Here is a 26,330-nt window from a genome sequence, read left to right as displayed (position 1 = left end):
AAAGAAACGTCGTGTGCTTTTTATTTAAGCCGCGCGTCGCGTTTTATACCCCACAATGGCAGAAAATTGCAAAAGATAAATACAAAGAATGCCAGCATTGTCAGGAAAAATTTCCAGCCACGTTTTTAACAGAATGAGACACGATTCAAAAAAAAGTGGAAATCGGGTGAAGGATTGACCTAAAATAGCCATCCAGATGTTAATCCATCCATACTGATTAACACTCAGACTGCCAGTGTTTTTAACCTGTCGAGTCGTGGTAGGATCCGCTACCACAGAAAATCCACACAACAGTTTGAGCTAACCAAATTCTCTTTAGGTGATATTAAATATGGCAAAACACCTTTTTACGTCCGAGTCCGTCTCTGAAGGGCATCCTGACAAAATTGCTGACCAAATCTCTGATGCCGTTTTAGACGCGATCCTCGAACAGGATCCGAAAGCACGCGTTGCTTGCGAAACCTACGTAAAAACCGGCATGGTTTTAGTTGGCGGTGAAATCACCACCAGCGCCTGGGTAGACATCGAAGAGATCACCCGTAACACCGTTCGCGAAATTGGCTATGTGCATTCCGACATGGGCTTTGACGCTAACTCCTGTGCGGTCCTGAGCGCCATCGGCAAACAATCTCCTGACATCAACCAGGGCGTTGACCGTGCCGATCCGCTGGAACAGGGCGCGGGCGACCAGGGTCTGATGTTTGGCTACGCAACCAACGAAACCGACGTGCTGATGCCAGCACCTATCACCTATGCACACCGTCTGGTACAGCGTCAGGCTGAAGTGCGTAAAAACGGCACTCTGCCGTGGCTGCGCCCGGACGCGAAAAGCCAGGTGACTTTCCAGTATGACGACGGCAAAATCGTCGGCATCGATGCTGTTGTGCTTTCCACTCAGCACTCTGAAGATATCGACCAGAAATCGCTGCAAGAAGCGGTAATGGAAGAGATCATCAAGCCGATTCTGCCCGCTGAATGGCTGACTTCCGCAACCAAATTCTTCATCAACCCGACCGGACGTTTTGTTATCGGCGGCCCGATGGGTGACTGCGGTCTGACTGGTCGTAAAATTATCGTAGATACCTACGGCGGCATGGCGCGTCACGGTGGCGGTGCGTTCTCTGGTAAAGATCCATCAAAAGTGGACCGTTCCGCAGCCTACGCAGCACGTTATGTCGCGAAAAACATTGTGGCTGCTGGCCTGGCTGACCGTTGCGAAATTCAGGTTTCCTACGCAATTGGCGTGGCTGAACCGACCTCCATCATGGTGGAAACTTTCGGTACCGAGAAAGTGCCTTCTGAACAGCTGACCCTGCTGGTACGTGAGTTCTTCGACCTGCGTCCATACGGTCTGATTCAGATGCTGGATCTGCTGCACCCGATTTACAAAGAAACCGCAGCATACGGTCACTTTGGTCGCGAACATTTCCCGTGGGAAAAAACCGACAAAGCGCAACTGCTGCGTGAAGCTGCCGGTCTGAAGTAATCTTTCTTCACCTGCTTTCAAAGGCCAGCCTCGCGCTGGCCTTTTCTTTTACCTCACCGCGGTGGATAGGCGTTCACGCCGCATCCGGCAAAAAGCCGCCCGCGCAATGACATCATTCTTCCTGAACACGTTTTACCCGCAAATCATCATCACGATTGAAACCGATTACACCAGCAACACAGAGCAAATGTTCACAATATTTTCATCGTATGATTCATTTTTTATAATCGTTACATTTCTTTTCAGTAAAGTCTTAAATGCAGATAACTATGTTTAACCTATGATTATATAACTCAATTATTTTCATACACTTAAATTATAATCATAATGAATGTTAGTGTAATCGATTACACTGATGTGATTTGCTTCACATCTTTTTACGTCGTACTCACCTATCTTAATTCACAATAAAAAATAACCATATTGGAGGGCATCATGCCTGACGCTAAAAAACAGGGGCGGTCAAACAAGGCAATGACGTTTTTCGTCTGCTTCCTTGCCGCTCTGGCGGGATTACTCTTTGGCCTGGATATCGGTGTAATTGCTGGCGCACTGCCGTTTATTGCAGATGAATTCCAGATTACTTCGCACACGCAAGAATGGGTCGTAAGCTCCATGATGTTCGGTGCGGCAGTCGGTGCGGTGGGCAGCGGCTGGCTCTCCTTTAAACTCGGGCGCAAAAAGAGCCTGATGATCGGCGCAATCCTGTTTGTTGCCGGTTCACTGTTCTCTGCGGCTGCGCCAAACGTTGAAGTACTGATTCTTTCCCGCGTGCTGCTGGGACTGGCGGTAGGTGTGGCCTCCTATACCGCGCCGCTGTACCTCTCTGAAATTGCGCCAGAGAAAATTCGCGGCAGTATGATCTCGATGTATCAGTTGATGATCACTATCGGGATCCTCGGTGCTTATCTTTCTGATACCGCCTTCAGCTACACCGGCGCATGGCGCTGGATGCTGGGTGTGATTATCATCCCGGCAATTCTGCTACTGATTGGCGTCTTCTTCCTGCCAGACAGCCCACGTTGGTTTGCCGCTAAACGCCGCTTTGTTGATGCCGAACGCGTGCTACTGCGCCTGCGCGACACCAGCGCGGAAGCGAAACGTGAACTGGATGAAATCCGTGAAAGTTTGCAGGTTAAACAGAGCGGTTGGGCGCTGTTTAAAGAGAACAGTAACTTCCGTCGCGCGGTGTTCCTGGGTGTACTGTTGCAGGTGATGCAGCAATTCACCGGGATGAACGTCATCATGTATTACGCGCCAAAAATCTTCGAACTGGCGGGATATACCAACACGACGGAACAAATGTGGGGGACCGTGATTGTCGGCCTGACCAACGTACTTGCCACCTTTATCGCAATCGGTCTTGTTGACCGTTGGGGACGTAAACCAACGTTGACGCTGGGCTTCATGGTGATGGCTGTGGGCATGGGCGTACTGGGTACAATGATGCATATCGGTATTCACTCACCGTCGGCGCAGTATTTCGCCATCGCCATGCTGCTGATGTTTATTGTCGGTTTTGCCATGAGCGCGGGTCCGTTGATTTGGGTACTGTGTTCTGAAATCCAGCCGCTGAAAGGCCGCGACTTCGGTATCACCTGCTCCACCGCTACCAACTGGATTGCCAACATGATTGTCGGCGCAACCTTCCTGACTATGCTCAACACGCTGGGCAACGCCAATACCTTCTGGGTTTACGCAGGTCTGAACGTGCTGTTTATCCTGCTGACACTGTGGCTGGTGCCGGAAACCAAACACGTTTCGCTGGAACACATTGAACGTAATCTGATGAAAGGTCGTAAACTGCGCGAAATCGGCGCTCACGATTAATCTCCTCAGGCTTCCTCCCGTCGCGGAGGAAGCCACCTCTTGCAGTCATCTTTTCTTCGCTCTATCCTCTGCCGCTATGAAAACATCCCGTCTCCCTATCGCCATCCAACAGGCTGTTATGCGTCGCCTGCGGGAAAAACTCGCCCAGGCCAACCTGAAGCTGGGGCGTAACTATCCGGAGCCAAAACTCTCTTATACCCAGCGTGGCACATCCGCCGGAACGGCCTGGCTGGAAAGCTATGAAATTCGCCTCAATCCGGTGTTGCTGATGGAAAACAGCGAGGCTTTTATAGAAGAAGTGGTGCCACACGAACTGGCGCATTTGCTGGTATGGAAACACTTTGGTCGCGTAGCGCCACATGGCAAAGAGTGGAAGTGGATGATGGAAAGCGTGCTGGGCGTTCCCGCCCGCCGTACGCATCAGTTTGAACTGCAATCCGTGCGCCGTAACACTTTCCCCTACCGTTGCAAATGCCAGGAGCATCAGCTTACCGTACGTCGTCATAACCGCGTGGTACGAGGCGAAGCCGTCTATCGCTGTGTTCACTGCGGCGAACAACTGGTTGCTCAATAACCAGCAGAACTATCAGGAATTTTACTGATCTGGCTGATTGCATACCAAAACAACTTTCGCTACGTTGCTCGCTCGTTTTAACACGGAGTAAGTGATGTACCGTAATTTGTCTGTGGCTGCGGTGGTACTGAGCGCAGCATTATCCGGCACGGCGTTAGCCGAAGGCATCAATAGTTTTTCCCAGGCGAAAACAGCAGCGGTAAAAGTCTACGCTGATGTGCCGGGAACATTTTACTGCGGATGTAAAATCAACTGGCAGGGTAAAAAAGGCATCGTGGATCTGGAGTCGTGCGGGTATCAGGTGCGCAAAAATGAAAACCGCGCCAGCCGCGTAGAGTGGGAACATGTTGTTCCCGCCTGGCAGTTCGGCCACCAGCGTCAGTGCTGGCAGGAAGGCGGTCGTAAAAACTGCGCTAAAGATCCGGTTTATCGCCAAATGGAAAGCGATATGCATAACCTGCAGCCCGCGATAGGTGAAGTGAACGGCGATCGCGGCAACTTTATGTACAGCCAGTGGAATGGCGGCGAGGGCCAGTATGGGCAGTGCGCCATGAAGATTGATTTCAAAGAAAAAGTTGCTGAACCGCCAGCTCATGCCCGTGGTTCCATTGCGCGGATTTACTTCTACATGCGTGACCAGTACAACCTGACACTCTCACGCCAGCAAACGCAGCTGTTTAACGCCTGGAACAAAATGTATCCGGTCACCGACTGGGAGTGTGAGCGTGACGAACGCATCGCGAAGGTGCAAGGCAATCACAACCCGTATGTGCAACGCGCTTGCCAGGCGCGAAAGAGCTAACCTACACTAGCGAAATTCTTTTTGTTAACCCTACCCCACGCGCGCAACCGCGTGGGGAGACGACGCGGATATTTAACCATGCGTATCCCCCGCATTTATCATCCTGAACCACTCACCAGCAATTCGCAGATCGCGCTTTGTGAAGATGCCGCTAACCATATCGGGCGCGTCCTGCGTATGGGGCCAGGTCAGGCATTACAGTTATTTGACGGCAGCAACCAGGTCTTTGACGCAGAAATCACCAGCGCCAGCAAAAAAAGCGTGGAAGTTAAAGTGCTGGAAGGCCAGGTAGACGATCGTGAATCTCCCTTGCATATTCACCTCGGTCAGGTGATGTCGCGCGGAGAAAAAATGGAATTCACTATCCAGAAATCGATAGAACTTGGCGTAAGCCTCATTACGCCACTTTTTTCTGAACGCTGCGGCGTTAAACTGGATAGTGAACGTCTGAACAAGAAGCGCCAGCAGTGGCAGAAAATTGCAATTGCCGCCTGCGAGCAGTGTGGTCGTAATCGGGTACCAGAAATCCGTCCGGCGATGGATCTGGAAGCCTGGTGTGCAGAGCAAGATGAAGGCTTGAAACTCAATCTTCACCCGCGCGCCAGTAACAGCATCAACACGCTGCCGTTACCAGTCGAACGCGTCCGCCTGCTGATTGGCCCGGAAGGCGGTTTATCGGCAGATGAAATTGCCATGACTGCCCGCTATCAATTTACTGATATCCTGTTGGGACCTCGCGTTCTGCGTACTGAGACAACTGCGCTCACCGCCATTACCGCGCTACAAGTGCGTTTTGGCGATCTGGGCTAACGGAGAAGAATAATGATCAAGCTCGGCATCGTGATGGACCCCATCGCAAGCATCAACATCAAGAAAGATTCCAGTTTCGCTATGTTGCTGGAAGCACAGCGTCGTGGTTACGAACTCCACTATATGGAGATGGCCGATCTCTATTTGATCAATGGTGAGGCTCGCGCTCGTACCCGTACTTTGAGCGTCGAACAGAACTACGATAAATGGTACGAGTTCACGGGTGAGCAGGATCTGCAACTGGCCGATCTCGACGTGATTCTGATGCGTAAAGATCCGCCGTTTGATACCGAGTTTATCTACGCGACCTATATTCTGGAACGCGCCGAAGAGAAAGGAACGCTGATTGTTAACAAGCCGCAGAGCCTGCGCGACTGTAACGAGAAGCTGTTTACCGCCTGGTTCTCTGACTTAACGCCAGAAACGCTGGTCACGCGCAATAAAGCGCAGTTGAAAGCGTTCTGGGAAAAACACAGCGACATCATTCTTAAGCCGCTGGACGGTATGGGTGGCGCGTCGATTTTCCGCGTGAAAGAAGGCGATCCGAACCTTGGTGTGATTGCCGAAACCTTGACTGAGCACGGCACTCGCTACTGCATGGCACAAAATTATCTGCCAGCGATTAAAGATGGTGATAAGCGTGTGCTGGTGGTGGATGGCGAACCAGTACCGTACTGTCTGGCGCGTATTCCACAGGGCGGCGAAACCCGTGGCAATCTGGCTGCCGGTGGTCGTGGCGAACCTCGTCCGCTAACGGAAAGCGACTGGAAAATCGCCCGTCAGGTAGGACCGACGCTGAAAGAAAAAGGGCTGATTTTTGTTGGTCTGGATATCATCGGTGACCGCCTGACTGAAATTAACGTCACCAGCCCAACCTGTATTCGTGAGATTGAAGCAGAGTTTCCGGTGTCTATCACCGGAATGTTAATGGATGCTATTGAAGCACGATTACAGCAGCAGTAACCCTGTTTAGCGAGAGGGATCTCGTTGAGACTATGAGTGACAGCGCCATACTTTCCACGCATACTGGGCGCTGTTGCTTTTTTGAACCAGGAAACAGAACCTCTGACAATGAATTTACAGCATCACTTTCTTATTGCCATGCCTGCTCTCCAGGATCCGATTTTCCGTCGTTCCGTGGTCTACATTTGCGAACATAATACCAATGGAGCAATGGGGATCATCATTAACAAGCCACTGGAAAATCTCAAAATTGAAGGGATTCTGGAAAAGCTGAAGATCACGCCGGAGCCGCGTGATGAATCTGTCCGTCTGGACAAACCGGTTATGCTTGGCGGTCCGCTGGCTGAAGATCGCGGGTTTATTTTGCATACCCCTCCATCCAATTTTGCGTCCAGCATTCGCATTTCAGATAACACGGTGATGACCACTTCCCGCGATGTGCTGGAAACACTCGGCACCGATAAACAACCTGCTGACGTGATGGTAGCCCTTGGTTACTCCTCCTGGGATAAAGGCCAACTGGAACAAGAAATTCTCGATAACGCGTGGTTAACCGCCCCGGCAGATCTGAATATTCTGTTCAAAACACCGATAGCCGACCGCTGGCGCGATGCGGCAAGGCTGATTGGTGTTGATATTCTCACCATGCCTGGTGTGGCAGGGCATGCCTGATGAGCGGAACATTACTCGCCTTCGACTTCGGCACCAAAAGCATTGGCGTAGCGGTCGGCCAACGCATTACTGGCACCGCTCGCCCGCTGCCCGCAATTAAAGCACAGGACGGTACGCCGGACTGGAACCTTATCGAGCGTTTACTGAAAGAGTGGCAACCAGACGAAATCATCGTCGGTTTGCCGCTGAATATGGACGGCACCGAGCAACCATTGACTGCCAGAGCGCGTAAATTTGCCAACCGTATTCATGGCCGTTTCGGTGTTGAAGTAAAGCTCCATGACGAGCGTCTTAGCACCGTGGAAGCGCGTTCCGGTCTGTTTGAACAGGGCGGCTATCGGGCGCTCAACAAAGGCAAAGTCGACTCTGCCTCTGCGGTTATTATTCTCGAAAGTTATTTCGAGCAAGGATATTAAGGCGATTTAAAAGCCTGGCGGATAGTCGTTACCGTCATCCCGCCATCTTGCCGGATGCGGCGTGAACGCCTTATCCAGCCCACATGTGGCAGCGGTCGTAGGTCTGATAAGACGCATCAGCGTCGCATCAGACGTTCATTGCCGGACGCGGCGTGAATGACTACGTTTGTAGGCCCGATAAGCTTGCGCATCGGGCATGTTTACAATTCGTATCAGGCACAGCAACGTCACAAACGCCCTTCCCCCACCCGCTGTTGATAACTCCGCTGAAACGTTATCATCCCCACCTGCTGCCCGGTTTGAATAACATGCGGTAACTGGTGGGTTTTCCCTTCGCGAATCAAATTCCCCACCGCAGGTGTGTTAATCAGTAATTCAAACAGCGCCACGCGTCCTTCCTGTTTATCCACTTCCAGCTTTTGTGACAACACCGCCCGTAAACTACCTGCCAGTTGATTACGCACGGGATCTTTTTCCTGCGCCGGAAACGAATCCACCAGTCGCTCAACTGCCTGCGCTGCGCCGCGAGTGTGTAATGTCGCCAGCACCAGGTGCCCGGTTTCTGCCGCCGTTAGCGCCAGACGGATTGTCTCGCTGTCACGCAGCTCTCCGAGCAAAATCACATCAGGATCCTCCCGCAATGCGGCCCGCAATCCCGATGCGAACGTCATACAGTGCAAACCAATTTCCCGCTGCTGGATCAAACATCGCTGGCTGGCATAGAGATATTCCACAGGATCTTCCAGCGTCAGAATATGCGCATCGGCATGTTGATTGAGATAGCCAACCATTGCCGCCAGCGTGGTGGATTTACCACTCCCCGTCGCCCCCGTCACCAGAATCAGTCCATTCTCGCTCTTGAGTAATTCCGGCAATACCGGTGGTGCGCCAAGCTGTTCGAGCTGCGGGCAGTGCGAAGGTAACAGCCGTAACGCCAGAGATATGCCTTGCCGCTGCGCGAACGCACTGCCGCGCAATCGCTGGTTTTCCGCCAGCGACACGGCAAAATCCAGCTGACCATTCTCCAGCAATATTGCCCGCTGATCGTCATCCAGCCACTCCCGCAGTAGCTCTTCGACGTCCGGCGCATCAAACGGCGCAGCTTCCATTCTGCCGCGAATGCGCCATCGTGCGGGCCAGGTGCTGCACAGGTGTAGATCAGAGACGTTATGCTTTACACTAAGGGCCACAATTTCTTCCATATTCATACTAAGATCCTCGGAAAATGAACGATATTGCGCATAACCTGGCACAGGTCCGGGACAAAATCTCAGCGGCTGCAACGCGTTGCGGCCGTTCTCCAGAAGAAATTACGCTGCTTGCAGTCAGTAAAACAAAACCTGCGAGCGCCATCGCAGAAGCCATTGATGCCGGGCAGCGTCAATTTGGTGAAAACTACGTTCAGGAAGGGGTAGATAAAATTCGCCACTTTCAGGAGCTGGGCGTAACAGGATTAGAATGGCATTTTATTGGCCCGTTGCAGTCTAATAAAAGCCGCCTGGTGGCAGAGCATTTCGACTGGTGTCATACCATCGACCGTTTGCGTATCGCCACACGCCTGAACGACCAGCGACCGGCAGAACTTCCCCCTCTTAACGTGCTGATTCAAATTAATATTAGTGATGAAAACAGCAAGTCAGGGATTCAACTGGCGGAACTGGACGAGCTGGCAGCTGCGGTCGCTGAACTACCGCGTTTACGTCTACGCGGGCTGATGGCAATCCCGGCGCCTGAGTCAGAATATGTAAGGCAGTTTGAAGTTGCACGCCAAATGGCTGTAGCATTTGCCGGACTGAAAACGCGCTACCCGCATATCGACACGCTCTCTCTGGGAATGTCGGACGATATGGAAGCCGCCATTGCGGCAGGTAGCACGATGGTTCGTATCGGCACTGCCATCTTTGGTGCACGTGATTACTCTAAAAAATAAGGAATCTTAAGAACGCCATGAATACGTTGACTTTCCTGCTTTCAACGGTCATTGAGCTGTATACCATGGTGCTGTTATTACGCATCTGGATGCAGTGGGCTCATTGTGATTTTTATAACCCTTTCTCACAGTTTGTGGTGAAGGTGACACAACCGATTATCGGGCCACTGCGCCGCGTTATTCCGGCAATGGGGCCAATTGATAGCGCCTCGCTGCTGGTTGCCTATATTCTCAGTTTCATCAAAGCCATCGTGCTGTTTAAAGTGGTGACCTTCCTGCCGATCATCTGGATTGCCGGTTTATTGATTCTGCTGAAAACCATCGGCCTGCTGATTTTCTGGGTCCTGCTGGTGATGGCGATTATGAGCTGGGTAAGCCAGGGTCGTAGCCCAATTGAATACGTGCTGATTCAGCTTGCCGATCCGCTGCTGCGCCCGATTCGACGCCTGCTACCGGCAATGGGTGGGATTGATTTCTCGCCGATGATCCTCGTTCTGCTACTGTATGTCATTAATATGGGTGTCGCAGAAGTGCTGCAGGCGACCGGAAACATGCTGCTGCCGGGGCTGTGGATGGCGTTATGAGTGCCGTAACAGTTAATGATGACGGTCTGGTTTTACGGCTCTATATTCAGCCGAAAGCCAGCCGTGATTCTATTGTCGGTTTACATGGCGACGAGGTAAAAGTCGCCATTACCGCGCCGCCAGTTGACGGTCAGGCCAACAGCCATCTGGTGAAGTTTCTCGGTAAGCAATTCCGGGTTGCCAAAAGCCAGGTGGTGATTGAGAAAGGCGAACTTGGCCGCCACAAACAAATTAAAATCATTAATCCGCAACAAATCCCGCCAGAAATCGCGGCGTTAATTAATTAGGTATCCTATGCAAAAAGTTGTCCTCGCAACCGGCAATGCCGGTAAAGTGCGTGAGCTGGCGTCGCTGCTTAGCGACTTCGGTCTTGATATCGTGGCCCAAACAGACCTCGGCGTAGATTCCGCTGAAGAAACCGGCCTGACATTTATCGAAAACGCGATTCTGAAAGCGCGCCATGCGGCAAAAGTGACCGGTTTACCGGCAATTGCCGACGACTCCGGTCTGGCGGTAGATGCGCTGGGTGGCGCGCCGGGTATTTACTCCGCGCGTTATTCCGGTGAAGACGCGACCGATCAAAAGAATCTGCAAAAACTGCTGGAAACACTGAAAGACGTACCGGACGACCAACGTCAGGCGCGTTTCCACTGCGTGCTGGTATATCTGCGTCACGCGGAAGATCCCACTCCGCTGGTGTGCCACGGCAGCTGGCCGGGCGTGATTACTCGTGAACCAGCGGGTACTGGCGGCTTTGGTTATGATCCAATCTTCTTCGTGCCTTCCGAAGGGAAAACCGCTGCCGAACTGACCCGCGAAGAAAAGAGCGCCATTTCTCACCGTGGTCGGGCATTGAAACTGCTGCTGGACGCTTTACGTAATGGTTAAATTACCGCCGCTGAGTCTCTACATTCACATCCCGTGGTGCGTGCAGAAATGCCCGTACTGCGATTTCAACTCTCACGCGTTGAAAGGGGAAGTGCCGCACGACGATTACGTTCAGCATCTGCTTTGCGATCTGGACAATGATGTGGCTTACGCACAGGACCGTGAAGTAAAGACAATCTTTATTGGCGGCGGTACGCCGAGCCTGCTTTCCGGCCCGGCGATGCAAACGCTGCTGGACGGCGTGCGTGCGCGTTTGCCGCTGGCAGCGGATGCAGAAATTACTATGGAAGCGAACCCTGGTACGGTTGAAGCCGATCGCTTTGTTGATTATCAGCGTGCTGGTGTGAACCGCATCTCTATTGGCGTACAGAGTTTTAGCGAAGAAAAGCTGAAACGACTTGGGCGCATTCATGGCCCGCAAGAAGCGAAACGTGCAGCAAAACTGGCAAGCGGACTGGGGCTGCGTAGCTTTAATCTCGATTTGATGCACGGGCTGCCGGATCAATCACTGGAAGAGGCGCTAGGCGATCTGCGCCAGGCCATTGAACTGAATCCGCCGCATCTTTCCTGGTATCAACTGACCATCGAACCCAATACGCTGTTTGGCTCGCGCCCTCCCGTACTGCCGGACGAGGATGCGTTATGGGATATTTTCGAACAGGGGCATCAGTTGTTAACCGCGGCAGGTTATCAGCAATATGAAACTTCCGCTTACGCCAAGCCCGGTTATCAGTGCCAGCACAATCTCAACTACTGGCGATTTGGCGACTACATCGGTATTGGCTGCGGCGCGCACGGCAAAGTGACCTTCCCGGATGGGCGCATTCTGCGTACCACCAAAACGCGGCATCCGCGCGGTTTTATGCAGGGGCGGTATCTGGAAAGCCAGCGTGATGTCGAAGCCGCAGATAAGCCGTTTGAGTTCTTTATGAATCGCTTCCGTCTGCTGGAGGCCGCGCCGCGCGTGGAGTTTAGCCAGTATACTGGCCTTTCTGAAGAAGTTATTCGCCCTCAGTTAGACGAGGCTATCGCTCAGGGCTATCTCACAGAATGTGCGGATTACTGGCAGATAACGGAACATGGGAAGTTGTTTTTAAATTCGCTGCTGGAGCTTTTTCTGGCTGAGTAAATTTGTATTGCCGGATGCGGCGAGCGTGTACGCAGCATCCGGCTACAACTCATGCGTCATCGCAACAATTACTTAATCACCCCATTGCGCCGCAATTGTTCGGTATCTTTTTTCCAGCGTTCATTAGCCTGGTTGATATCGTCAATTTTCATCAAAATCGCGACTTTTTTACTGTTTATTTCTGAAACCTTCATCGTTAATGGATATTGCCCTTTCTCGAGCGTTATCCAGTCATCCTGCAATTTACGGCTAAGTTTTTGTGATTGCAGAAAAGTCTGTCGCCGTTGTTCGTTGATATCAAAATCTCGCTTCTGCTGAATCGGCACTTCATAACACTCTTCACTCTGTTTATGACATGCCGCAATCGCCGGTTGATAAACCTCTTTGTCATATTTAACCGCGAACGCCTCGCTATCATTCTGTTTATTAAACTCATCACGCTGTTGGTGAATTTTTTTAAAGGCGTCTTCGCGGGTCATTTGCTTGCCATTTGCATCTTTTCCCCAATATGCATCTGCTGCTTTCTGCGCCGCCACCATTAGCTTATCAAGCTCTTTTACATCCTTTTCCAGCGCAGGAATCGAGTTCTTCTGGGTATTCAACGCTGATTCAAGCTGACTAAAGCGATAATTGAAATCTTCGCTATTTACGATCAGATATTTATTATTCGTTTTAATATCGTCGACCACCCGCCCACTATCGCTGGCTGCCGCCTGAAAAGAGTAAAAATTCACCGTCCAGCCAGACGCGGGTGTTCCTTTACTGGTTAACATCGCCGAGAATTTTACTGGTTTATCTTTCGTCCAGGTCTGTTCCAGCAGTTCATAATCTGTCAACTGACCGACCCAGGTATAGAGATCGTCACTGGAAGAGACATCGCCTTCCGCTGACCAGGTGGCCTGATTACCCTTAGCATCAAGATTTTTTAAGGTGATGGCATCAAGCTTGAGAATGCCGTGATACTGCTTTTTGAATTGATCTTTTAAGATATTTTCAGTTGGCGATTCGCCATCTGCCCAGCTGTAACCTGACGTCAACACGAACAATGCCGTGCCTACAATCCATTGCTTTTTCACCGGAACACCCTCGCGCGGAATAATTTATTTCAGTGATTATCATCAGGGTAATAATAATTGGCAATGGACGTGAGTCTGAAGTGAATAAGCCCCGGCGCGATACCGGGGCGAAGTGATTAGTACTGATTGAAAATCTGCTGGATTTGCTGCGGATCTTTGGTTTGCGTCAGAGCCAGTTGCAGCAGAACGCGTGCTTTTTGCGGGTTCAGCGTGCCGGAGGCAACGAAACCATATTTCGCATCATCCACTTCGGCATCCTGAGTGGTAGCGCCCGTCGGTACGCGGGAAGAACGCACTACCGCAGTACCGTTTTTCGCGGCGGTTGCCAGAGTGTCAAACACGGATTTATACAGGTTGCCGTTACCCACACCAGCGCTCACGATGCCATCATAGCCCGCATCTACCAGGGCTTTAGCCGGAAGATCGGATGCGTTAGCGTAGTTATAAACAATGCCGACTTTCGGCAGTTCATTCAGCTTAGAGACATCGAACGGCGTGTCGCTGGTGTGCTTACGTGCCGGGGTACGCTGATAGTCAATCTTACCGTTATGAATGTATCCCAGCGGACCGTAGTTAACAGACTTAAAGGTCGCTACGTCGGTGGTGTTGGTTTTGGTGACATCGCGACCGTCCAGTACGGTGTCGTTCATCACCACCAGCACGCCACGATTGGCGGAGGCTTTATCAGCGGCGGTCACTACCGCGTTATACAGGTTGAATGGACCGTCTGCGCTCATGGAGGTGGATGGGCGCATTGCGCCGACCATCACCACCGGTTTGTCGCATTTCACCGTCAGATCGAGGAAGTAAGCAGTCTCTTCCATCGTGTCGGTACCGTGGGTAATAACGAAGCCGTCAGTCTTATCGCAGTCAGTGTTAATTTTTTTCGCCAGTGTCAGCCAGACATTATCGTTCATGTCCTGGGAGCCGATATTAACGACCTGCTCGCCTTTAACGTTCGCAATGTCCTTCAGTTGCGGCACCGCATTGACCAGATTTTCTACGCCAACTTTACCCGCTGTGTAGTTAGATTTGGTTGCGGAGTCACCACCACCGGCAATCGTCCCGCCAGTCGCTAAAATGGTGATATTGGGTAATGCCAATGCTGCGCCACTAAAACCCATAACCAGTGCGGCAAGTGCCGTCTTTTTGAAAAACTCCATTTCATTCCTCCAGTTACGTGAACGCTACGTATTATCCCTTAGCTTTGTATAGGAAATTTGACGTTAAACAATTTACTTTGTGAATAGATTTTGGAGATCTATAAAGTTAGAGGCAGGTAACAAAATGAAGAATTAAACGGCATAAAAAAGCATTATGCCGTCTTAAACTAGAGGATTATTTCAAATTTCCGACCAGGGCTTTACGGCTGTCTTCCAGAGTCACAACACGGCTACAAACATCTTTGCCAAATTGCTGGAAATCTTTTTCCTGTTTTTTCCACTCGGTCTGGATTGAGGATTGCAGTCCCCCCAGGCTTCCCAGCACATTCTGTAACGGGTTGCCGCCGCTTTTCAGCACCGCTTTCGCGCCCATTTCGTTAATGCTGTCCTGCAAAATTCCGCCCATCGCCTGATTCACTAACTGCTGACCTTCGGCGCGAACCTGATCAATGGCTTTATAGTGAAACGTCAGGCCATCGCTGCGCGTTTCGATAATGCGATTCATCTGCTCTTTCAGCTGCGCATCAAGTTTGGTCAGACGGCTGCGCATTTTGCTGCTTTCGCCCATCTCCTGAACGATAATTTTATCCAGCGCAACGCGTGCTTTCTCTACGCGGCTTTTCGCACCTTCATCAATCCACGGCAGCGTGCTGCGCAGTTCGGCCTGATAATCCTTCGCCTGCTCGCGCTGGGCGGCGTTCAGTGAATATTGCTTGCCGTTGTACATTACATTGCCGTCTGGCGTGATCACCAGATTGCCGTTTTCGCCCTTCACCTGCACGGTTTGCGGGCTGACAATCACATCGTCACGCGGCGTGACGCTGCACTGGTAGTCGGCGTGAGCGGTCATTGCCGTCACTGAAAGTGCTGCCGCCAGCAGCATTTTGCGCATCATAGTCTTCCCTCAAGAACAAATCAGGCCAGCATTTGCTGGCCCCAGATTGATAACAAAGTACACGTTGTCCATGCCGGATGCGGCGTAAATGCTTTATCCGGCCTACTCGATCGTGCATCTTTGTAGGCCTGATAAGCGTAGCGCATCAGGCAGTTTTGCATTTGTCATCGCCCGTATGCTTTATTAGTCCCACCAAACGTCGAAAAGTTCGCTGGTGCGAACCTCATCCAGTTTGCGCTCTTCCAGCCACTTACGCACAATCGCCTGATGTTCTTCGGTGCATTTGCCGATTTCCTGCATGCAGATCAGACCTTCCCAGGCCAGATAACCGCTGCCGTCAAAGGCCAGTTTGTTCGGTTCGATAACCTCGTTAATAAAGTCATCAACGGTTTTATCAATCTGCTCTTCCGATGTACCTTCCGGGAATCTCCATGCCACCGAAAATCCTAATTCCTGGAATTCGTCGATGTGCATTTTTTTACGCAGACGACGGCTACGGTTCTTTGCCATTATTTCACCCTCTCGAACATTAAGTCCCATACTCCGTGACCAAGACGATGACCACGTTGTTCAAATTTCGTCACCGGACGTGATGCCGGACGCGGTACGTAATCATTGCTCTCTGACAGGTTTTTATAACCGTCAATGGAAGACATCACTTCGAGCATATGTTCCGCATAAGGTTCCCAGTCGGTCGCCATATGGAATACGCCACCCAGCTGCAGTTTGCTTTTTACCAGTTCAGCAAACGGCACCTGAACGATACGGCGTTTATTATGGCGCGCTTTGTGCCACGGGTCAGGGAAAAAGAGTTGCACCATGCGCAATGAATTGTCAGGAATCATTTTATGCAGCACTTCGACCGCGTCGTGACACATCACGCGCAGGTTGCTTAAGCCCTCTTCATGCGCGGAAGCCAGGCAAGCCCCAACGCCCGGTGAATGCACTTCAATGCCGAGGAAGTCCTGCTCAGGGCGATCTTTAGCCATTGCCACCAGCGACGCCCCCATGCCAAAACCAATCTCAAGCGTCACCGGCGCTTCACGGCCAAACAGCGTCGGGAAATCCAGCATATCTTCGCTGAACTCAACGCCCATCACCGGCCAGTAGTTTTCCAGCGCATGTTCCTGGCCTTTGGTCAGTCGCCCCTGGCGGCGCACAAAACTACGGATACGGCGCAGTGGGCGGCCGTTTTCATCAAATTCCGGTGAGATGACGTCGTTTTTCATAAAGATTTAGTCGCTTGTGAAAGTGTTCTGAAAACGGGCATTATCCAAAGTTAGTTGCCGGATGCAAGCATGATAAGGCCGTGGCTGCGGAAAGTTCCGGTTTACACCCCGCCGCGGCTGTGCTGCAATCTTGCCCCCAACAACAGTGAATTCGGTGACCATGCAAGCGTCGCAATTTTCAGCCCAGGTGCTGGACTGGTACGATAAATACGGGCGGAAAACGCTGCCCTGGCAAATTGACAAGACGCCCTACAAAGTATGGCTCTCAGAAGTGATGTTGCAACAAACTCAGGTTGCGACCGTAATCCCCTATTTTGAACGCTTTATGGCGCGCTTCCCGACGGTGACCGATCTCGCCAACGCGCCGCTCGACGAAGTTCTCCACTTGTGGACCGGACTTGGCTATTACGCCCGCGCGCGCAATCTGCATAAAGCGGCACAACAAGTTGCCACCTTACACGGCGGTAAATTCCCGGAAACCTTTGAAGAAGTTGCGGCGTTACCGGGCGTCGGGCGTTCCACTGCGGGCGCGATTCTCTCACTTTCTCTGGGTAAGCACTTTCCGATTCTCGACGGTAACGTCAAACGCGTGCTGGCGCGCTGCTATGCTGTAAGCGGCTGGCCTGGGAAAAAAGAGGTCGAGAATAAATTATGGAGTTTGAGCGAGCAGGTGACGCCCGCGGTTGGCGTGGAGCGGTTTAATCAGGCGATGATGGATTTAGGTGCGATGATTTGTACGCGTTCGAAGCCGAAATGCTCGCTCTGCCCGCTGCAAAACGGTTGTATTGCCGCCGCCAATAATAGCTGGTCGCTTTATCCGGGCAAAAAGCCGAAACAGACGCTGCCGGAGCGCACCGGCTACTTTCTGCTGTTACAGCACGAAGATGAAGTATTGCTGACGCAGCGTCCGCCGAGCGGATTGTGGGGCGGTTTATACTGTTTCCCACAGTTTGCCGACGAAGAAAGTTTGCGGCAATGGCTGGCACAACGGCAGATTGCTGCCGATAACCTGACGCAACTGACCGCGTTTCGGCATACCTTCAGCCATTTCCACTTAGATATTGTGCCTATGTGGCTTCCCGTGTCGTCATTCACCGACTGCATGGATGAAGGCAATGCGCTCTGGTATAACTTAGCGCAACCGCCGTCAGTTGGCCTGGCGGCTCCCGTGGAGCGTTTGTTACAGCAGTTACGCACTGGCGCGCCGGTTTAGCGCGTGAGTCGATAAAGAGGATGATTTATGAGCAGAACGATTTTTTGTACTTTCCTGCAGCGTGAAGCAGAAGGTCAGGATTTTCAGCTGTACCCCGGCGAACTGGGAAAACGCATCTATAACGAGATCTCCAAAGAAGCCTGGGCGCAGTGGCAGCACAAACAAACCATGCTGATTAATGAAAAGAAACTCAACATGATGAATGCCGAGCACCGCAAGCTGCTGGAGCAGGAGATGGTTAACTTCCTGTTCGAAGGTAAAGAGGTGCATATCGAGGGCTATACGCCGGAAGATAAAAAATAAAAACAGTGCCGGAGCACGCCTCCGGCAACTTGCATAAAAACAAACACAACACGCACCCGGAATGATGAAAAAATATCTCGCGCTGGCTTTGATTGCGCCGTTGCTCATCTCCTGTTCGACGACCAAAAAAGGCGATACCTATAATGAAGCCTGGGTCAAAGATACCAACGGTTTTGATATTCTGATGGGGCAATTTGCCCACAATATTGAGAACATTTGGGGATTCAAAGAGGTGGTGATCGCCGGTCCTAAGGACTACGTGAAATACACCGATCAATATCAGACCCGCAGCCACATCAACTTCGATGACGGTACGATCACTATCGAAACCATCGCCGGGACAGAACCTGCTGCGCATTTGCGCCGGGCAATTATCAAAACATTATTGATGGGCGACGATCCGAGTTCGGTCGATCTCTATTCCGACGTTGATGATATTACGATTTCGAAAGAACCTTTCCTTTACGGTCAGGTGGTGGATAACACCGGGCAGCCGATTCGCTGGGAAGGCCGTGCGAGTAACTTCGCGGATTATCTGCTGAAAAACCGCCTCAAAAGCCGCAGCAACGGGCTACGTATCATCTACAGCGTGACCATTAACATGGTGCCGAACCACCTTGATAAACGTGCGCACAAATATCTCGGCATGGTCCGCCAGGCATCACGGAAATATGGCGTTGATGAGTCGCTGATTCTGGCGATTATGCAGACCGAATCTTCCTTTAACCCGTATGCGGTCAGCCGTTCCGATGCGCTGGGATTAATGCAGGTGGTACAACATACTGCCGGGAAAGATGTGTTCCGCTCACAGGGGAAATCCGGCACGCCGAGCCGCAGTTTCTTGTTTGATCCTGCCAGCAATATTGATACCGGCACCGCGTATCTGGCGATGCTGAATAATGTTTATCTCGGCGGAATTGATAACCCAACGTCGCGGCGTTATGCCGTCATCACCGCCTATAACGGTGGTGCAGGCAGCGTATTACGCGTCTTCTCGAACGATAAAATTCAGGCTGCCGCTATTATAAATACTATGACGCCGGGCGATGTTTATCAGACGCTGACAACCCGCCATCCGTCTGCGGAATCTCGTCGCTATCTTTATAAAGTGAACATGGCGCAGAAATCTTACCGCCGCCGATAATTTCACCTTTGTCTCTGACAACACTCCGAGACAAAGTGTTATACGCATCACAATTTCGCCTTGCAAATTGAGATTATTTGCAATTATTTGCTACGGATAACAAAAAAACAGTCAGTGAAGTTGATAGAATCGCATCATCTTGCACGGTCAAATGTGCTTTTTAAAACACTCATCCGCATCACGATGTGAGGAAATTAACATGAATCTTAAGCTGCAGCTGAAAATCCTCTCTTTTCTGCAGTTCTGTCTGTGGGGAAGTTGGCTGACGACCCTCGGCTCATATATGTTCGTTACCCTGAAGTTCGACGGTGCTTCCATTGGCGCTGTTTATAGCTCGCTGGGTATCGCTGCGGTCTTTATGCCTGCTTTGCTGGGGATTGTGGCCGACAAATGGTTAAGTGCGAAATGGGTGTATGCTATTTGTCACACCATCGGCGCAATCACCCTCTTCATGGCGGCACAAGTTACCACTCCGGAGGCGATGTTCCTCGTGATATTGATTAACTCGTTTGCTTATATGCCAACGCTTGGGTTAATCAACACCATCTCCTACTATCGCCTGCAAAATGCAGGAATGGATATCGTGACTGATTTCCCGCCAATCCGTATCTGGGGTACTATCGGCTTTATCATGGCGATGTGGGTTGTGAGCCTGTCTGGCTTTGAATTGAGCCACATGCAGCTATATATTGGCGCAGCACTCTCCGCCGTTCTGGTGCTGTTCACCTTTACGCTGCCGTATATTCCGGTTGCTAAACAGCAAGCTAATCAGAGCTGGACGACGCTGCTCGGCCTCGATGCATTCGCGCTGTTTAAAAACAAGCGTATGGCGATTTTCTTCATCTTCTCGATGCTGCTGGGCGCGGAACTGCAGATTACCAACATGTTCGGTAATACCTTCCTGCACAGCTTCGACAAAGATCCGATGTTTGCCAGCAGCTTCATCGTGCAGCATGCGTCAATCATCATGTCGATTTCGCAAATCTCTGAAACCCTGTTCATTCTGACCATCCCGTTCTTCTTAAGCCGCTACGGTATTAAGAACGTAATGATGATCAGTATCGTGGCATGGATCCTGCGTTTTGCACTGTTTGCTTACGGCGACCCGACTCCGTTCGGCACCGTACTGCTGGTTCTGTCGATGATTGTTTACGGCTGTGCGTTCGACTTCTTCAACATCTCTGGTTCGGTGTTTGTCGAAAAAGAAGTTAGCCCGGCGATTCGCGCCAGTGCGCAAGGGATGTTCCTGATGATGACCAACGGCTTCGGCTGTATCCTCGGTGGCATCGTGAGCGGTAAAGTGGTTGAGATGTACACCCAAAACGGCATTACCGACTGGCAGACCGTATGGCTGATTTTCGCAGGTTACTCCGTGATTCTGGCCTTCGCATTCATGGCGATGTTTAAATACAAACACGTTCGTGTCCCTGCCGGTACACAAACTGTTAACCACTAATTACGCAAAGAAAAACGGGGTGCCAGAAGGTGCCCCGTTTTTTATTCTTACTTCAACACATAACCGTATAACCGTTTCATTCCATCCGCATCGGTTTCGCTATAGACACCTTGTAGCTCCGGCGAAAATCCCGGCAGCAAATTCACGCCTTCTTCCAGCGCAAGGAAATAACGCTGGACCGCTCCGCCCCACATTTCTCCAGGCACCACGCAAAGCACGCCAGGTGGATACGGCAGCGCGCCTTCCGCCGCAATTCGCCCTTCGGCATCACGAATGCGCACCAACTCCACTTCACCACGAATATAAGCGCTATGCGCGTCCTGGGGATTCATCACCACTGGCGGGAAGCTCTGCTGGCGGAACATCGCTTTTTGCAGGTCTTTGACGTCGAAACTGACATACAGATCGTGCATCTCCTGACACAACTGGCGCAGGGTATAGTCGCGATAGCGCACCGGGTATTTGTTATAAACGCTCGGCAAGACTTCAGACAGCGGCGAGTCATCTTCAATATGCTGTTCAAACTGCACCAGCATCGCCACCAGCTGTGCCAGCTTCTCGTGGCTTTCCGCCGGAGTTAATAAGAACAGAATGGAGTTGAGATCGCACTTCTCCGGCACAATGCCGTTCTCACGCAGATAGTGCGCCAGAATCGTCGCTGGAACGCCAAAATCGCTATATTCGCCGGTTTCGGCATCGATACCCGGCGTGGTGAGTAACAGCTTGCACGGATCAACAAAATATTGGTCCGCGGCATATCCCTCAAAGCCGTGCCACTTTTCCCCAGGTTCAAAACTGAAGAAGCGGCGGTCGCTGGCTAACACTGACGTCGGATAATCCTGCCACAATTTGCCATCAACAACTGGCGGTATAAACGGGCGGAACAGCTTACAGCGCGCAAGAATCGCTTTCCGCGCTTCAATCCCTATCTCAACACACTCAGCCCACAGCCGACGCCCACTCTCCCCTTCATGAATTTTGGCGTTAACGTCCAGCGCAGCAAACAGCGGGTAAAACGGGCTGGTTGAAGCATGGAGCATAAAAGCATTATTCAGCCGTTTATGCGGGCAAAAACGCGCCTGTCCGCGGATATGGTTATCTTTTTTATGGATCTGCGACGTCTGTGAGAATCCCGCCTGCTGTTTGTGCACCGACTGGGTCACAAAGATCCCCGGATCGTTTTCGTTAAGTTCTAACAGCAACGGTGAGCAATCCGCCATCATCGGGATAAACTGCTCGTACCCTACCCATGCAGAATCAAACAGAATGTAATCACACAGATGCCCAATGGTATCGATCACCTGGCGGGCGTTGTAGATAGTGCCGTCATAGGTTCCCAGCTGAATAATCGCCAGGCGGAACGGGCGCGGCAGTTCGGCTTTTTCTGGCGCAACGTCGCGAATTTGCTGACGCAGATACTCTTCATTAAAACAGTGCGCATCAATCCCGCCGATAAACCCGAATGGGTTGCGTGAGGCTTCCAGATACACCGGCGTCGCCCCCGCCTGAATCAGCGCACCGTGATGATTCGACTTATGGTTGTTACGGTCGAAGAGCACCAGATCACCACGCGTTAACAGTGCATTCGTCACAACCTTATTCGCCGCCGATGTGCCGTTCAGCACAAAATAGGTTTTATCGGCATGAAAGACTTTGGCAGCGAATTTCTGCGCATCCTTTGCGGAACCTTCATGAATAAGCAGATCGCCCAATTTTACGTCAGCGTTACACATATCGGCGCGAAAGACGTTCTCACCAAAGAAATCGTAAAAATGGCGTCCGGCAGGATGCTTTTTAAAGAACGCACCATGTTGATGCCCAGGACAAGCAAAGGTGCTATTGCCCATCTCAACGTACTGGTTCAGCGTGTCATAAAATGGCGGCAGCAAATTCTCTTCATACTGACAGGCTGCGGATTCCAGCTCCAGCCACTGCTGCTCATTGCCGTTGATGATAGCCGTAACGCCCGCGGGCAATTCAACCGCATCTTCAGAATACAAAAACACCGGCAGATGAAAACCGGTGCGCTTAAGTAACGCAAGAATGCCGCTACGACTATCCGCAGCGGTAATGACGACTGCCGCGACGTCCGTAAAATCAGTATCTTCCAGCGCCACCACGCGGCGATGGGTAGAAAGTCGGGAAACCAGTTCACCACTGGCGGCAATACTCATTGATTTCATAAGCGCAAAACCCGTTTCGGGGAAGTAAAAATACCGGGCAAGGTGGAACCCCCTGCCCCATGAGATGTGGGTCAAACTGGTCACCAGCTCCGACCGCCAGACATCAGTAAAAGCAGAAACGCTCTGATTTTACTGTTGCCCTGCAGTGAGCATACGTTAACGTCACCGCATAAAAAGCAGCGTCACAGAACAGGAGACATTTCGCGCGAAACGGCGATAAGCGAAAGAATGTAAGGAGGCGGCGTGCATCAAGCAAGCTCCGTACAGGAAGGAGAAAATTCGCGCAATCATGGCACTTTTCGCTAACGCGTGCAAGCCAGGACTTTGCGACCAGACAAGCAATCGACGGGGCAAAAAGTTCATAATAAAAACATCAAACAACACAATTAACAGGAACTATTGTGGTCATCGGCCCTTTTATCAACGCAAGTGCAGTATTACTGGGTGGCGCCCTCGGCGCACTGCTTAGCCAACGCTTACCGGAACACATCCGCGTCTCTATGACGTCCATTTTTGGCCTGGCGTCGCTGGGAATTGGTATTTTACTGGTCGTGAAATGTGCCAACCTTCCGGCGATGGTTTTAGCTACGCTACTCGGGGCATTAATCGGCGAAATTTGTCTGCTGGAAAAAGGCGTCAACACTGCGGTCGCTAAAGCGCAGAATCTGTTTCGTCACTCGAGCAAGAAATCTGCGCATGAATCTTTTATTCAGAATTTTGTCGCGATTATTGTCCTGTTTTGTGCCAGCGGCACCGGGATCTTCGGCGCGATGAATGAAGGGATGACAGGCGATCCGAGTATTTTAATCGCCAAGTCATTTCTTGATTTCTTTACAGCGATGATCTTCGCCTGTTCACTTGGCATTGCGGTATCGGTGATTAGTATTCCATTGCTCATCATCCAGTTAACGTTGGCGTGGGCTGCTGCGCTGATATTACCGCTGACCACACCGTCGATGATGGCGGACTTCAGTGCCGTAGGTGGTTTATTGCTGCTGGCAACCGGCTTACGCATCTGCGGCATAAAAATGTTTCCGGTGGTCAATATGCTTCCTGCCCTCCTTCTGGCAATGCCGCTTTCCGCCGCCTGGACCACCTGGTTTGCCTGACATTTCGAGCGATAACGGCAAACTGATGATAGATTGTGCAGTCTGCCGTAAATTGAAGAAATTTGATTGACGAGACGAGGCGAATCAGGTTTAATGCGCCCCGTTGCCCGGATAGCTCAGTCGGTAGAGCAGGGGATTGAAAATCCCCGTGTCCTTGGTTCGATTCCGAGTCCGGGCACCACTATTCATAAGGCCTCGCTGCAAAGCGGGGCTTTTTCTTTTTCTGGCTACGGTAAATTTCAGATCGTTGCTACAGGTCATTCGTAATCGTTAACGCCTTTTAATTTCAAAGCATTCTGTCTAATGTCGGCATATCTGGCGATGAGCTGTTTCAGATGCATCTCTGCCTCAGCCCCTGCGGCAGGAGGAAGTGGTTGTCCTGCCGACGACTGTTCCAGTATCCGCAGTTGCTCTTCAGCCGGTATGGATTGATTAAAAGACTGTATCGTTGAAAACACCACTGACTTCAGCTCACTGACCGTCATGTATTTCCCCTTATGCTCATCCAGTCCGTTCAGTCGTTCACTCAGTTTCTGTAGCGTAACCATTCCCTGATGCCAGCCATTCAAATTTTCTGTCGGCAACGCAGCGACATTAAATTGTTGCTGCCACTGCTGTATCAGGGACTTTGCGCGCTCCGGCCATATCACCTGGGCCTGTTCGACAAGCTGCCTTTCCCGGGTTATGAGCCAGTCCGGCGGTAGCTTGTCCAGAAGCGTAAGCTGCTGTTGTGTTTGCGTAATTAAAGCTTGTGGCAACGGAGATTGCTGACGCAATAAATCCAATTGTTCAGGCGTGAGTACTGCGGGTAACGGTGCCAGAGAGGCAGTAAACTGGGTTTGTAACGGGTCCGGCCGATGCAAAAACTGCCACGTCCATAGCGTTGCTGCACCTATCACCAGCATGGTACACATCCCACCGACAAAAGATTTCCATTTTTTTACTGGCTCAGGTATTGCCGGCAGTACCTCCACGTTCGGCTGTGTAACGTACACCCATTGCACTGCACTGTCTGGCACCCGGATATCTTCAAACGAACGACCAGTATGGGAACCTGTTGTTATACCCACGTCATTCATGACCGGAGCATGCGAAACGATACCCGACTGAATTGTCGCCCCTGTACAGATTGTGTCATCGCTGTTCTCCAGCCTGACAGCGTTGTTATGTATCAGGGTACGCAATGTATCCAGCTGACTGAGATGTCTGAGTTCCAGGCGCTGTAAAACTGCCCCCAAACGGGTAAGCAGTTGCTCTGCCCGATACAGTTGGCTAAGGTCGCTGTATTTCAGCGGGAGTGAGCGCATCCGTTGTTGCAAACGCTGGCTCAGATTACTGAGGATCTCAATCCGAACATGGACAGGCTGTGGCCAAAGCACACCCCACTGATGGCTTATCAGAGCCTCCAGTATTGCCAACCCTTCATTCAGACCAAACAATCCGGCCAGCTGCGTACGGGCCAGCGTATACCAGGCCGCAGTCTGCAGCTCAACACCATTTTGCTCAAACAGTGAAAGACACAGTTTTTCAGCATAACGCCAGTTCACATCAGGACGTGCCGGATGCGTTAGCTTATTGAGTTCATCACACAAAGCGGCATAATCCGGTAGCCTTCGCGGGTCACCGCCGGTTTTGATTCTACGTGGGGTAATGTCATTCATGACCAGTTATCCATCTGACGTACTTGCGGTTATAGAAGATGATTGTTTATGCAGCTTGGTGTTCTGCATATTCAGGGCGTAGCAGATACTGACGGGGTTAGGGAGAAACGCTAAAACCAGGCCTTAAATACGAGCTGCCGTGTCGAGATACTGCTGTTTCAGGTGTCTCAACAGGACTCGCCCCTCAGGCATAAATTCAGTGCCATAACGCACCAGACCAACATCTTTGAGTTCAGCGTCAATGGCATAGCACAGCTCGCCAGGAACTTCCTGTTCCAGCAGAACAACGGTTATTTTTTTCAGACGCGGCTCATATTTGAGCAGTACAGTAGATAACGTCCCCATCATTTCATGCGCCGTCCCCGGCATTCCCTGGAGAATTTTGGTCATATCCGGTAGACCATAGTCCGGCAGATGTGCCAGCGTGCCGGCACGACTGTTAAGAATGCGCTGCATATTGTCCAGTACGGAGAGGATTATCTGGTTCTGCTCGCTAACCTGATTCAGATCCAGACCTCCGGTAAAATTCCCAAACAGGGTTTCATAAAGCGATGGACGCGGAGTGTCATTCATCTTTCAACGCCTTCAGAGTCAACCGTTCACTCCCTGCTTCAATGATTCTGGCTGAATCCGGGTCAAGGTCGTCACGACTCAACACGATCCGCCAGGTGTTATTCACCTGATCCGGAGTGCCGACCTTATCCAGGTCTAACATCGCTGCCCGGTCCGGATGATTGTGTGCAAACTCTTTCACGGCTTCACGCAGGTAGCGCATTTCTGCGTCGTAATAACGCGGGGTTAAATTTTCCATAAA

At 51.3% G+C, this 26,330-nt stretch carries 29 protein-coding genes and 1 tRNA gene; 19 read left to right on the top strand and 11 right to left on the bottom strand.

Features of this window, described 5'->3' with window-relative positions; genetic code table 11:
* Nucleotides 1–24: 24 nt before the first annotated feature.
* On the bottom strand, nucleotides 25–276 hold the full coding sequence (locus FEK50_RS24715) for a hypothetical protein (protein WP_130207893.1): 252 nt from the start codon (nucleotides 274–276) through the stop codon (nucleotides 25–27).
* 55 nt (nucleotides 277–331) lie between these two features.
* Between FEK50_RS24715 and metK the strand changes: the two genes are divergently transcribed.
* From metK to ruvX, 8 genes are all read left to right on the top strand, one after another.
* A complete protein-coding gene (gene metK / locus FEK50_RS08870; RefSeq protein WP_130207895.1) occupies nucleotides 332–1,486 on the top strand; it encodes a methionine adenosyltransferase in 1,155 nt (384 codons plus the stop codon).
* A gap of 435 nt (nucleotides 1,487–1,921) precedes the next feature.
* On the top strand, nucleotides 1,922–3,316 hold the full coding sequence (gene galP, locus FEK50_RS08865; protein ID WP_130207899.1) for a galactose/proton symporter: 1,395 nt from the start codon (nucleotides 1,922–1,924) through the stop codon (nucleotides 3,314–3,316).
* A 76-nt stretch (nucleotides 3,317–3,392) separates the two neighbouring features.
* Nucleotides 3,393–3,890, top strand: coding sequence for a SprT family zinc-dependent metalloprotease (locus FEK50_RS08860; protein ID WP_130207901.1), 498 nt, complete (start codon nucleotides 3,393–3,395; stop codon nucleotides 3,888–3,890).
* Between the two features lie 94 nt (nucleotides 3,891–3,984).
* Entirely contained in the window at nucleotides 3,985–4,692 is a 708-nt protein-coding gene (endA, locus tag FEK50_RS08855) for a deoxyribonuclease I (RefSeq protein WP_130207903.1), read from the top strand.
* A gap of 78 nt (nucleotides 4,693–4,770) precedes the next feature.
* On the top strand, nucleotides 4,771–5,502 hold the full coding sequence (rsmE, locus tag FEK50_RS08850; protein WP_130259426.1) for a 16S rRNA (uracil(1498)-N(3))-methyltransferase: 732 nt from the start codon (nucleotides 4,771–4,773) through the stop codon (nucleotides 5,500–5,502).
* A gap of 12 nt (nucleotides 5,503–5,514) precedes the next feature.
* Nucleotides 5,515–6,465, top strand: coding sequence for a glutathione synthase (gene gshB, locus FEK50_RS08845; RefSeq protein WP_130207907.1), 951 nt, complete (start codon nucleotides 5,515–5,517; stop codon nucleotides 6,463–6,465).
* 108 nt (nucleotides 6,466–6,573) lie between these two features.
* Nucleotides 6,574–7,137, top strand: a complete 564-nt coding sequence (locus tag FEK50_RS08840) for a YqgE/AlgH family protein (RefSeq protein ID WP_130207909.1) — start codon at nucleotides 6,574–6,576, stop codon at nucleotides 7,135–7,137.
* Entirely contained in the window at nucleotides 7,137–7,553 is a 417-nt protein-coding gene (ruvX, locus tag FEK50_RS08835) for a Holliday junction resolvase RuvX (RefSeq protein ID WP_000017111.1), read from the top strand. The genes FEK50_RS08840 and ruvX overlap by 1 nt, the downstream gene beginning before the upstream one ends.
* A gap of 227 nt (nucleotides 7,554–7,780) precedes the next feature.
* On the opposite strand, the gene FEK50_RS08830 is transcribed toward ruvX, so the two are convergent.
* Nucleotides 7,781–8,761: a type IV pilus twitching motility protein PilT gene (locus FEK50_RS08830; protein ID WP_131161967.1), complete on the bottom strand. Its 981-nt coding sequence runs from the start codon at nucleotides 8,759–8,761 to the stop codon at nucleotides 7,781–7,783.
* 17 nt (nucleotides 8,762–8,778) lie between these two features.
* On the opposite strand from FEK50_RS08830, the gene yggS reads away from it, so the two are divergent.
* The 5 genes from yggS to hemW are packed head-to-tail and all read left to right on the top strand — an operon-like array spanning nucleotide 8,779 to nucleotide 12,084.
* Nucleotides 8,779–9,483 carry a pyridoxal phosphate homeostasis protein gene (gene yggS / locus FEK50_RS08825; protein ID WP_000997795.1) on the top strand — a complete coding sequence of 235 codons (705 nt, stop codon included), beginning with the start codon at nucleotides 8,779–8,781 and terminating at the stop codon, nucleotides 9,481–9,483.
* 17 nt (nucleotides 9,484–9,500) lie between these two features.
* Nucleotides 9,501–10,067, top strand: coding sequence for an osmotic shock tolerance protein YggT (yggT, locus tag FEK50_RS08820; RefSeq protein WP_001094831.1), 567 nt, complete (start codon nucleotides 9,501–9,503; stop codon nucleotides 10,065–10,067).
* Nucleotides 10,064–10,354: a DUF167 family protein YggU gene (gene yggU / locus FEK50_RS08815; RefSeq protein ID WP_001277222.1), complete on the top strand. Its 291-nt coding sequence runs from the start codon at nucleotides 10,064–10,066 to the stop codon at nucleotides 10,352–10,354. Before yggT ends, yggU begins: the two co-directional genes overlap by 4 nt.
* 7 nt (nucleotides 10,355–10,361) lie before the next feature.
* Nucleotides 10,362–10,955 carry an XTP/dITP diphosphatase gene (locus tag FEK50_RS08810; RefSeq protein ID WP_130207915.1) on the top strand — a complete coding sequence of 198 codons (594 nt, stop codon included), beginning with the start codon at nucleotides 10,362–10,364 and terminating at the stop codon, nucleotides 10,953–10,955.
* Nucleotides 10,948–12,084, top strand: coding sequence for a radical SAM family heme chaperone HemW (hemW, locus tag FEK50_RS08805; protein WP_131161966.1), 1,137 nt, complete (start codon nucleotides 10,948–10,950; stop codon nucleotides 12,082–12,084). The genes FEK50_RS08810 and hemW overlap by 8 nt, the downstream gene beginning before the upstream one ends.
* A 68-nt stretch (nucleotides 12,085–12,152) precedes the next feature.
* Here hemW and FEK50_RS08800 read toward each other — a convergent pair whose 3' ends face one another.
* The 5 genes from FEK50_RS08800 to trmB all read right to left on the bottom strand — a co-directional run bounded on the left by FEK50_RS08800 (nucleotide 12,153) and on the right by trmB (nucleotide 16,447).
* Nucleotides 12,153–13,160, bottom strand: coding sequence for a DUF1202 family protein (locus FEK50_RS08800; protein WP_131161965.1), 1,008 nt, complete (start codon nucleotides 13,158–13,160; stop codon nucleotides 12,153–12,155).
* Between the two features lie 116 nt (nucleotides 13,161–13,276).
* Nucleotides 13,277–14,323 carry an L-asparaginase 2 gene (gene ansB, locus FEK50_RS08795; RefSeq protein WP_000394125.1) on the bottom strand — a complete coding sequence of 349 codons (1,047 nt, stop codon included), beginning with the start codon at nucleotides 14,321–14,323 and terminating at the stop codon, nucleotides 13,277–13,279.
* Between the two features lie 175 nt (nucleotides 14,324–14,498).
* Nucleotides 14,499–15,218 carry a DUF2884 family protein gene (locus FEK50_RS08790; protein ID WP_000984799.1) on the bottom strand — a complete coding sequence of 240 codons (720 nt, stop codon included), beginning with the start codon at nucleotides 15,216–15,218 and terminating at the stop codon, nucleotides 14,499–14,501.
* Between the two features lie 183 nt (nucleotides 15,219–15,401).
* Entirely contained in the window at nucleotides 15,402–15,728 is a 327-nt protein-coding gene (locus tag FEK50_RS08785) for a YggL family protein (protein ID WP_001107564.1), read from the bottom strand.
* Entirely contained in the window at nucleotides 15,728–16,447 is a 720-nt protein-coding gene (gene trmB / locus FEK50_RS08780) for a tRNA (guanosine(46)-N7)-methyltransferase TrmB (RefSeq protein ID WP_021542238.1), read from the bottom strand. The genes FEK50_RS08785 and trmB overlap by 1 nt, the downstream gene beginning before the upstream one ends.
* Nucleotides 16,448–16,607: 160 nt before the next feature.
* Between trmB and mutY the strand changes: the two genes are divergently transcribed.
* From mutY to nupG, 4 genes are all read left to right on the top strand, one after another.
* Nucleotides 16,608–17,660: an A/G-specific adenine glycosylase gene (mutY, locus tag FEK50_RS08775; RefSeq protein WP_131161964.1), complete on the top strand. Its 1,053-nt coding sequence runs from the start codon at nucleotides 16,608–16,610 to the stop codon at nucleotides 17,658–17,660.
* A gap of 27 nt (nucleotides 17,661–17,687) precedes the next feature.
* Nucleotides 17,688–17,963, top strand: a complete 276-nt coding sequence (locus tag FEK50_RS08770; RefSeq protein WP_000091700.1) for an oxidative damage protection protein — start codon at nucleotides 17,688–17,690, stop codon at nucleotides 17,961–17,963.
* A gap of 64 nt (nucleotides 17,964–18,027) precedes the next feature.
* The gene (gene mltC, locus FEK50_RS08765; protein WP_130208053.1) at nucleotides 18,028–19,107 is read left to right on the top strand and encodes a membrane-bound lytic murein transglycosylase MltC; all 1,080 of its coding nucleotides are present in this window, start codon (nucleotides 18,028–18,030) and stop codon (nucleotides 19,105–19,107) included.
* A 199-nt stretch (nucleotides 19,108–19,306) separates the two neighbouring features.
* On the top strand, nucleotides 19,307–20,563 hold the full coding sequence (gene nupG, locus FEK50_RS08760) for a nucleoside permease NupG (RefSeq protein WP_130207923.1): 1,257 nt from the start codon (nucleotides 19,307–19,309) through the stop codon (nucleotides 20,561–20,563).
* A 47-nt stretch (nucleotides 20,564–20,610) separates the two neighbouring features.
* Here nupG and speC read toward each other — a convergent pair whose 3' ends face one another.
* Nucleotides 20,611–22,746 carry an ornithine decarboxylase gene (gene speC, locus FEK50_RS08755; protein WP_131161963.1) on the bottom strand — a complete coding sequence of 712 codons (2,136 nt, stop codon included), beginning with the start codon at nucleotides 22,744–22,746 and terminating at the stop codon, nucleotides 20,611–20,613.
* Nucleotides 22,747–23,147: 401 nt separating this feature from the next.
* On the opposite strand from speC, the gene FEK50_RS08750 reads away from it, so the two are divergent.
* Nucleotides 23,148–23,855, top strand: coding sequence for a DUF554 domain-containing protein (locus FEK50_RS08750; protein WP_130207927.1), 708 nt, complete (start codon nucleotides 23,148–23,150; stop codon nucleotides 23,853–23,855).
* A 105-nt stretch (nucleotides 23,856–23,960) separates the two neighbouring features.
* Nucleotides 23,961–24,036 (top strand) — tRNA-Phe (locus tag FEK50_RS08745).
* A 76-nt stretch (nucleotides 24,037–24,112) separates the two neighbouring features.
* On the opposite strand, the gene FEK50_RS08740 is transcribed toward FEK50_RS08745, so the two are convergent.
* The 3 genes from FEK50_RS08740 to FEK50_RS24710 all read right to left on the bottom strand — a co-directional run bounded on the left by FEK50_RS08740 (nucleotide 24,113) and on the right by FEK50_RS24710 (nucleotide 26,327).
* Nucleotides 24,113–25,516, bottom strand: coding sequence for a VasL domain-containing protein (locus tag FEK50_RS08740; RefSeq protein WP_131162477.1), 1,404 nt, complete (start codon nucleotides 25,514–25,516; stop codon nucleotides 24,113–24,115).
* A gap of 123 nt (nucleotides 25,517–25,639) precedes the next feature.
* Entirely contained in the window at nucleotides 25,640–26,089 is a 450-nt protein-coding gene (gene tssE, locus FEK50_RS08735; RefSeq protein WP_131162478.1) for a type VI secretion system baseplate subunit TssE, read from the bottom strand.
* Nucleotides 26,082–26,327 (bottom strand): type VI secretion system baseplate subunit TssF, encoded by a 246-nt coding sequence (locus tag FEK50_RS24710; RefSeq protein ID WP_131162479.1) that lies wholly within the window; start codon nucleotides 26,325–26,327, stop codon nucleotides 26,082–26,084. The genes tssE and FEK50_RS24710 overlap by 8 nt, the downstream gene beginning before the upstream one ends.
* Between the last annotated feature and the right edge of the window lie 3 nt (nucleotides 26,328–26,330).

The organism is Escherichia sp. E2586, from assembly GCF_005781105.1.
Lineage (GTDB): Bacteria > Pseudomonadota > Gammaproteobacteria > Enterobacterales > Enterobacteriaceae > Escherichia.
This window is presented reverse-complemented; position numbering and strand designations above follow the sequence as displayed.

What these genes read in the sequence shown, in the direction of transcription:
- metK (WP_130207895.1), top strand. Translation starts at nt 332, where the DNA reads ATGGCAAAACACCTTTTTACGTCCGAGTCCGTCTCTGAAGGGCATCCT.
- tssE (WP_131162478.1), bottom strand. Translation starts at nt 26,089, where the DNA reads ATGAATGACACTCCGCGTCCATCGCTTTATGAAACCCTGTTTGGGAAT.
- FEK50_RS08840 (WP_130207909.1), top strand. Translation starts at nt 6,574, where the DNA reads ATGAATTTACAGCATCACTTTCTTATTGCCATGCCTGCTCTCCAGGAT.
- gshB (WP_130207907.1), top strand. Translation starts at nt 5,515, where the DNA reads ATGATCAAGCTCGGCATCGTGATGGACCCCATCGCAAGCATCAACATC.
- FEK50_RS08810 (WP_130207915.1), top strand. Translation starts at nt 10,362, where the DNA reads ATGCAAAAAGTTGTCCTCGCAACCGGCAATGCCGGTAAAGTGCGTGAG.
- trmB (WP_021542238.1), bottom strand. Translation starts at nt 16,447, where the DNA reads ATGAAAAACGACGTCATCTCACCGGAATTTGATGAAAACGGCCGCCCA.
- FEK50_RS08770 (WP_000091700.1), top strand. Translation starts at nt 17,688, where the DNA reads ATGAGCAGAACGATTTTTTGTACTTTCCTGCAGCGTGAAGCAGAAGGT.
- ruvX (WP_000017111.1), top strand. Translation starts at nt 7,137, where the DNA reads ATGAGCGGAACATTACTCGCCTTCGACTTCGGCACCAAAAGCATTGGC.
- endA (WP_130207903.1), top strand. Translation starts at nt 3,985, where the DNA reads ATGTACCGTAATTTGTCTGTGGCTGCGGTGGTACTGAGCGCAGCATTA.
- ansB (WP_000394125.1), bottom strand. Translation starts at nt 14,323, where the DNA reads ATGGAGTTTTTCAAAAAGACGGCACTTGCCGCACTGGTTATGGGTTTT.
- FEK50_RS08860 (WP_130207901.1), top strand. Translation starts at nt 3,393, where the DNA reads ATGAAAACATCCCGTCTCCCTATCGCCATCCAACAGGCTGTTATGCGT.
- FEK50_RS08740 (WP_131162477.1), bottom strand. Translation starts at nt 25,516, where the DNA reads ATGAATGACATTACCCCACGTAGAATCAAAACCGGCGGTGACCCGCGA.
- yggS (WP_000997795.1), top strand. Translation starts at nt 8,779, where the DNA reads ATGAACGATATTGCGCATAACCTGGCACAGGTCCGGGACAAAATCTCA.
- nupG (WP_130207923.1), top strand. Translation starts at nt 19,307, where the DNA reads ATGAATCTTAAGCTGCAGCTGAAAATCCTCTCTTTTCTGCAGTTCTGT.
- speC (WP_131161963.1), bottom strand. Translation starts at nt 22,746, where the DNA reads ATGAAATCAATGAGTATTGCCGCCAGTGGTGAACTGGTTTCCCGACTT.
- rsmE (WP_130259426.1), top strand. Translation starts at nt 4,771, where the DNA reads ATGCGTATCCCCCGCATTTATCATCCTGAACCACTCACCAGCAATTCG.
- mutY (WP_131161964.1), top strand. Translation starts at nt 16,608, where the DNA reads ATGCAAGCGTCGCAATTTTCAGCCCAGGTGCTGGACTGGTACGATAAA.
- yggU (WP_001277222.1), top strand. Translation starts at nt 10,064, where the DNA reads ATGAGTGCCGTAACAGTTAATGATGACGGTCTGGTTTTACGGCTCTAT.
- yggT (WP_001094831.1), top strand. Translation starts at nt 9,501, where the DNA reads ATGAATACGTTGACTTTCCTGCTTTCAACGGTCATTGAGCTGTATACC.
- hemW (WP_131161966.1), top strand. Translation starts at nt 10,948, where the DNA reads ATGGTTAAATTACCGCCGCTGAGTCTCTACATTCACATCCCGTGGTGC.
- FEK50_RS24710 (WP_131162479.1), bottom strand. Translation starts at nt 26,327, where the DNA reads ATGGAAAATTTAACCCCGCGTTATTACGACGCAGAAATGCGCTACCTG.
- FEK50_RS08830 (WP_131161967.1), bottom strand. Translation starts at nt 8,761, where the DNA reads ATGAATATGGAAGAAATTGTGGCCCTTAGTGTAAAGCATAACGTCTCT.
- galP (WP_130207899.1), top strand. Translation starts at nt 1,922, where the DNA reads ATGCCTGACGCTAAAAAACAGGGGCGGTCAAACAAGGCAATGACGTTT.
- FEK50_RS08790 (WP_000984799.1), bottom strand. Translation starts at nt 15,218, where the DNA reads ATGATGCGCAAAATGCTGCTGGCGGCAGCACTTTCAGTGACGGCAATG.
- mltC (WP_130208053.1), top strand. Translation starts at nt 18,028, where the DNA reads ATGAAAAAATATCTCGCGCTGGCTTTGATTGCGCCGTTGCTCATCTCC.
- FEK50_RS08785 (WP_001107564.1), bottom strand. Translation starts at nt 15,728, where the DNA reads ATGGCAAAGAACCGTAGCCGTCGTCTGCGTAAAAAAATGCACATCGAC.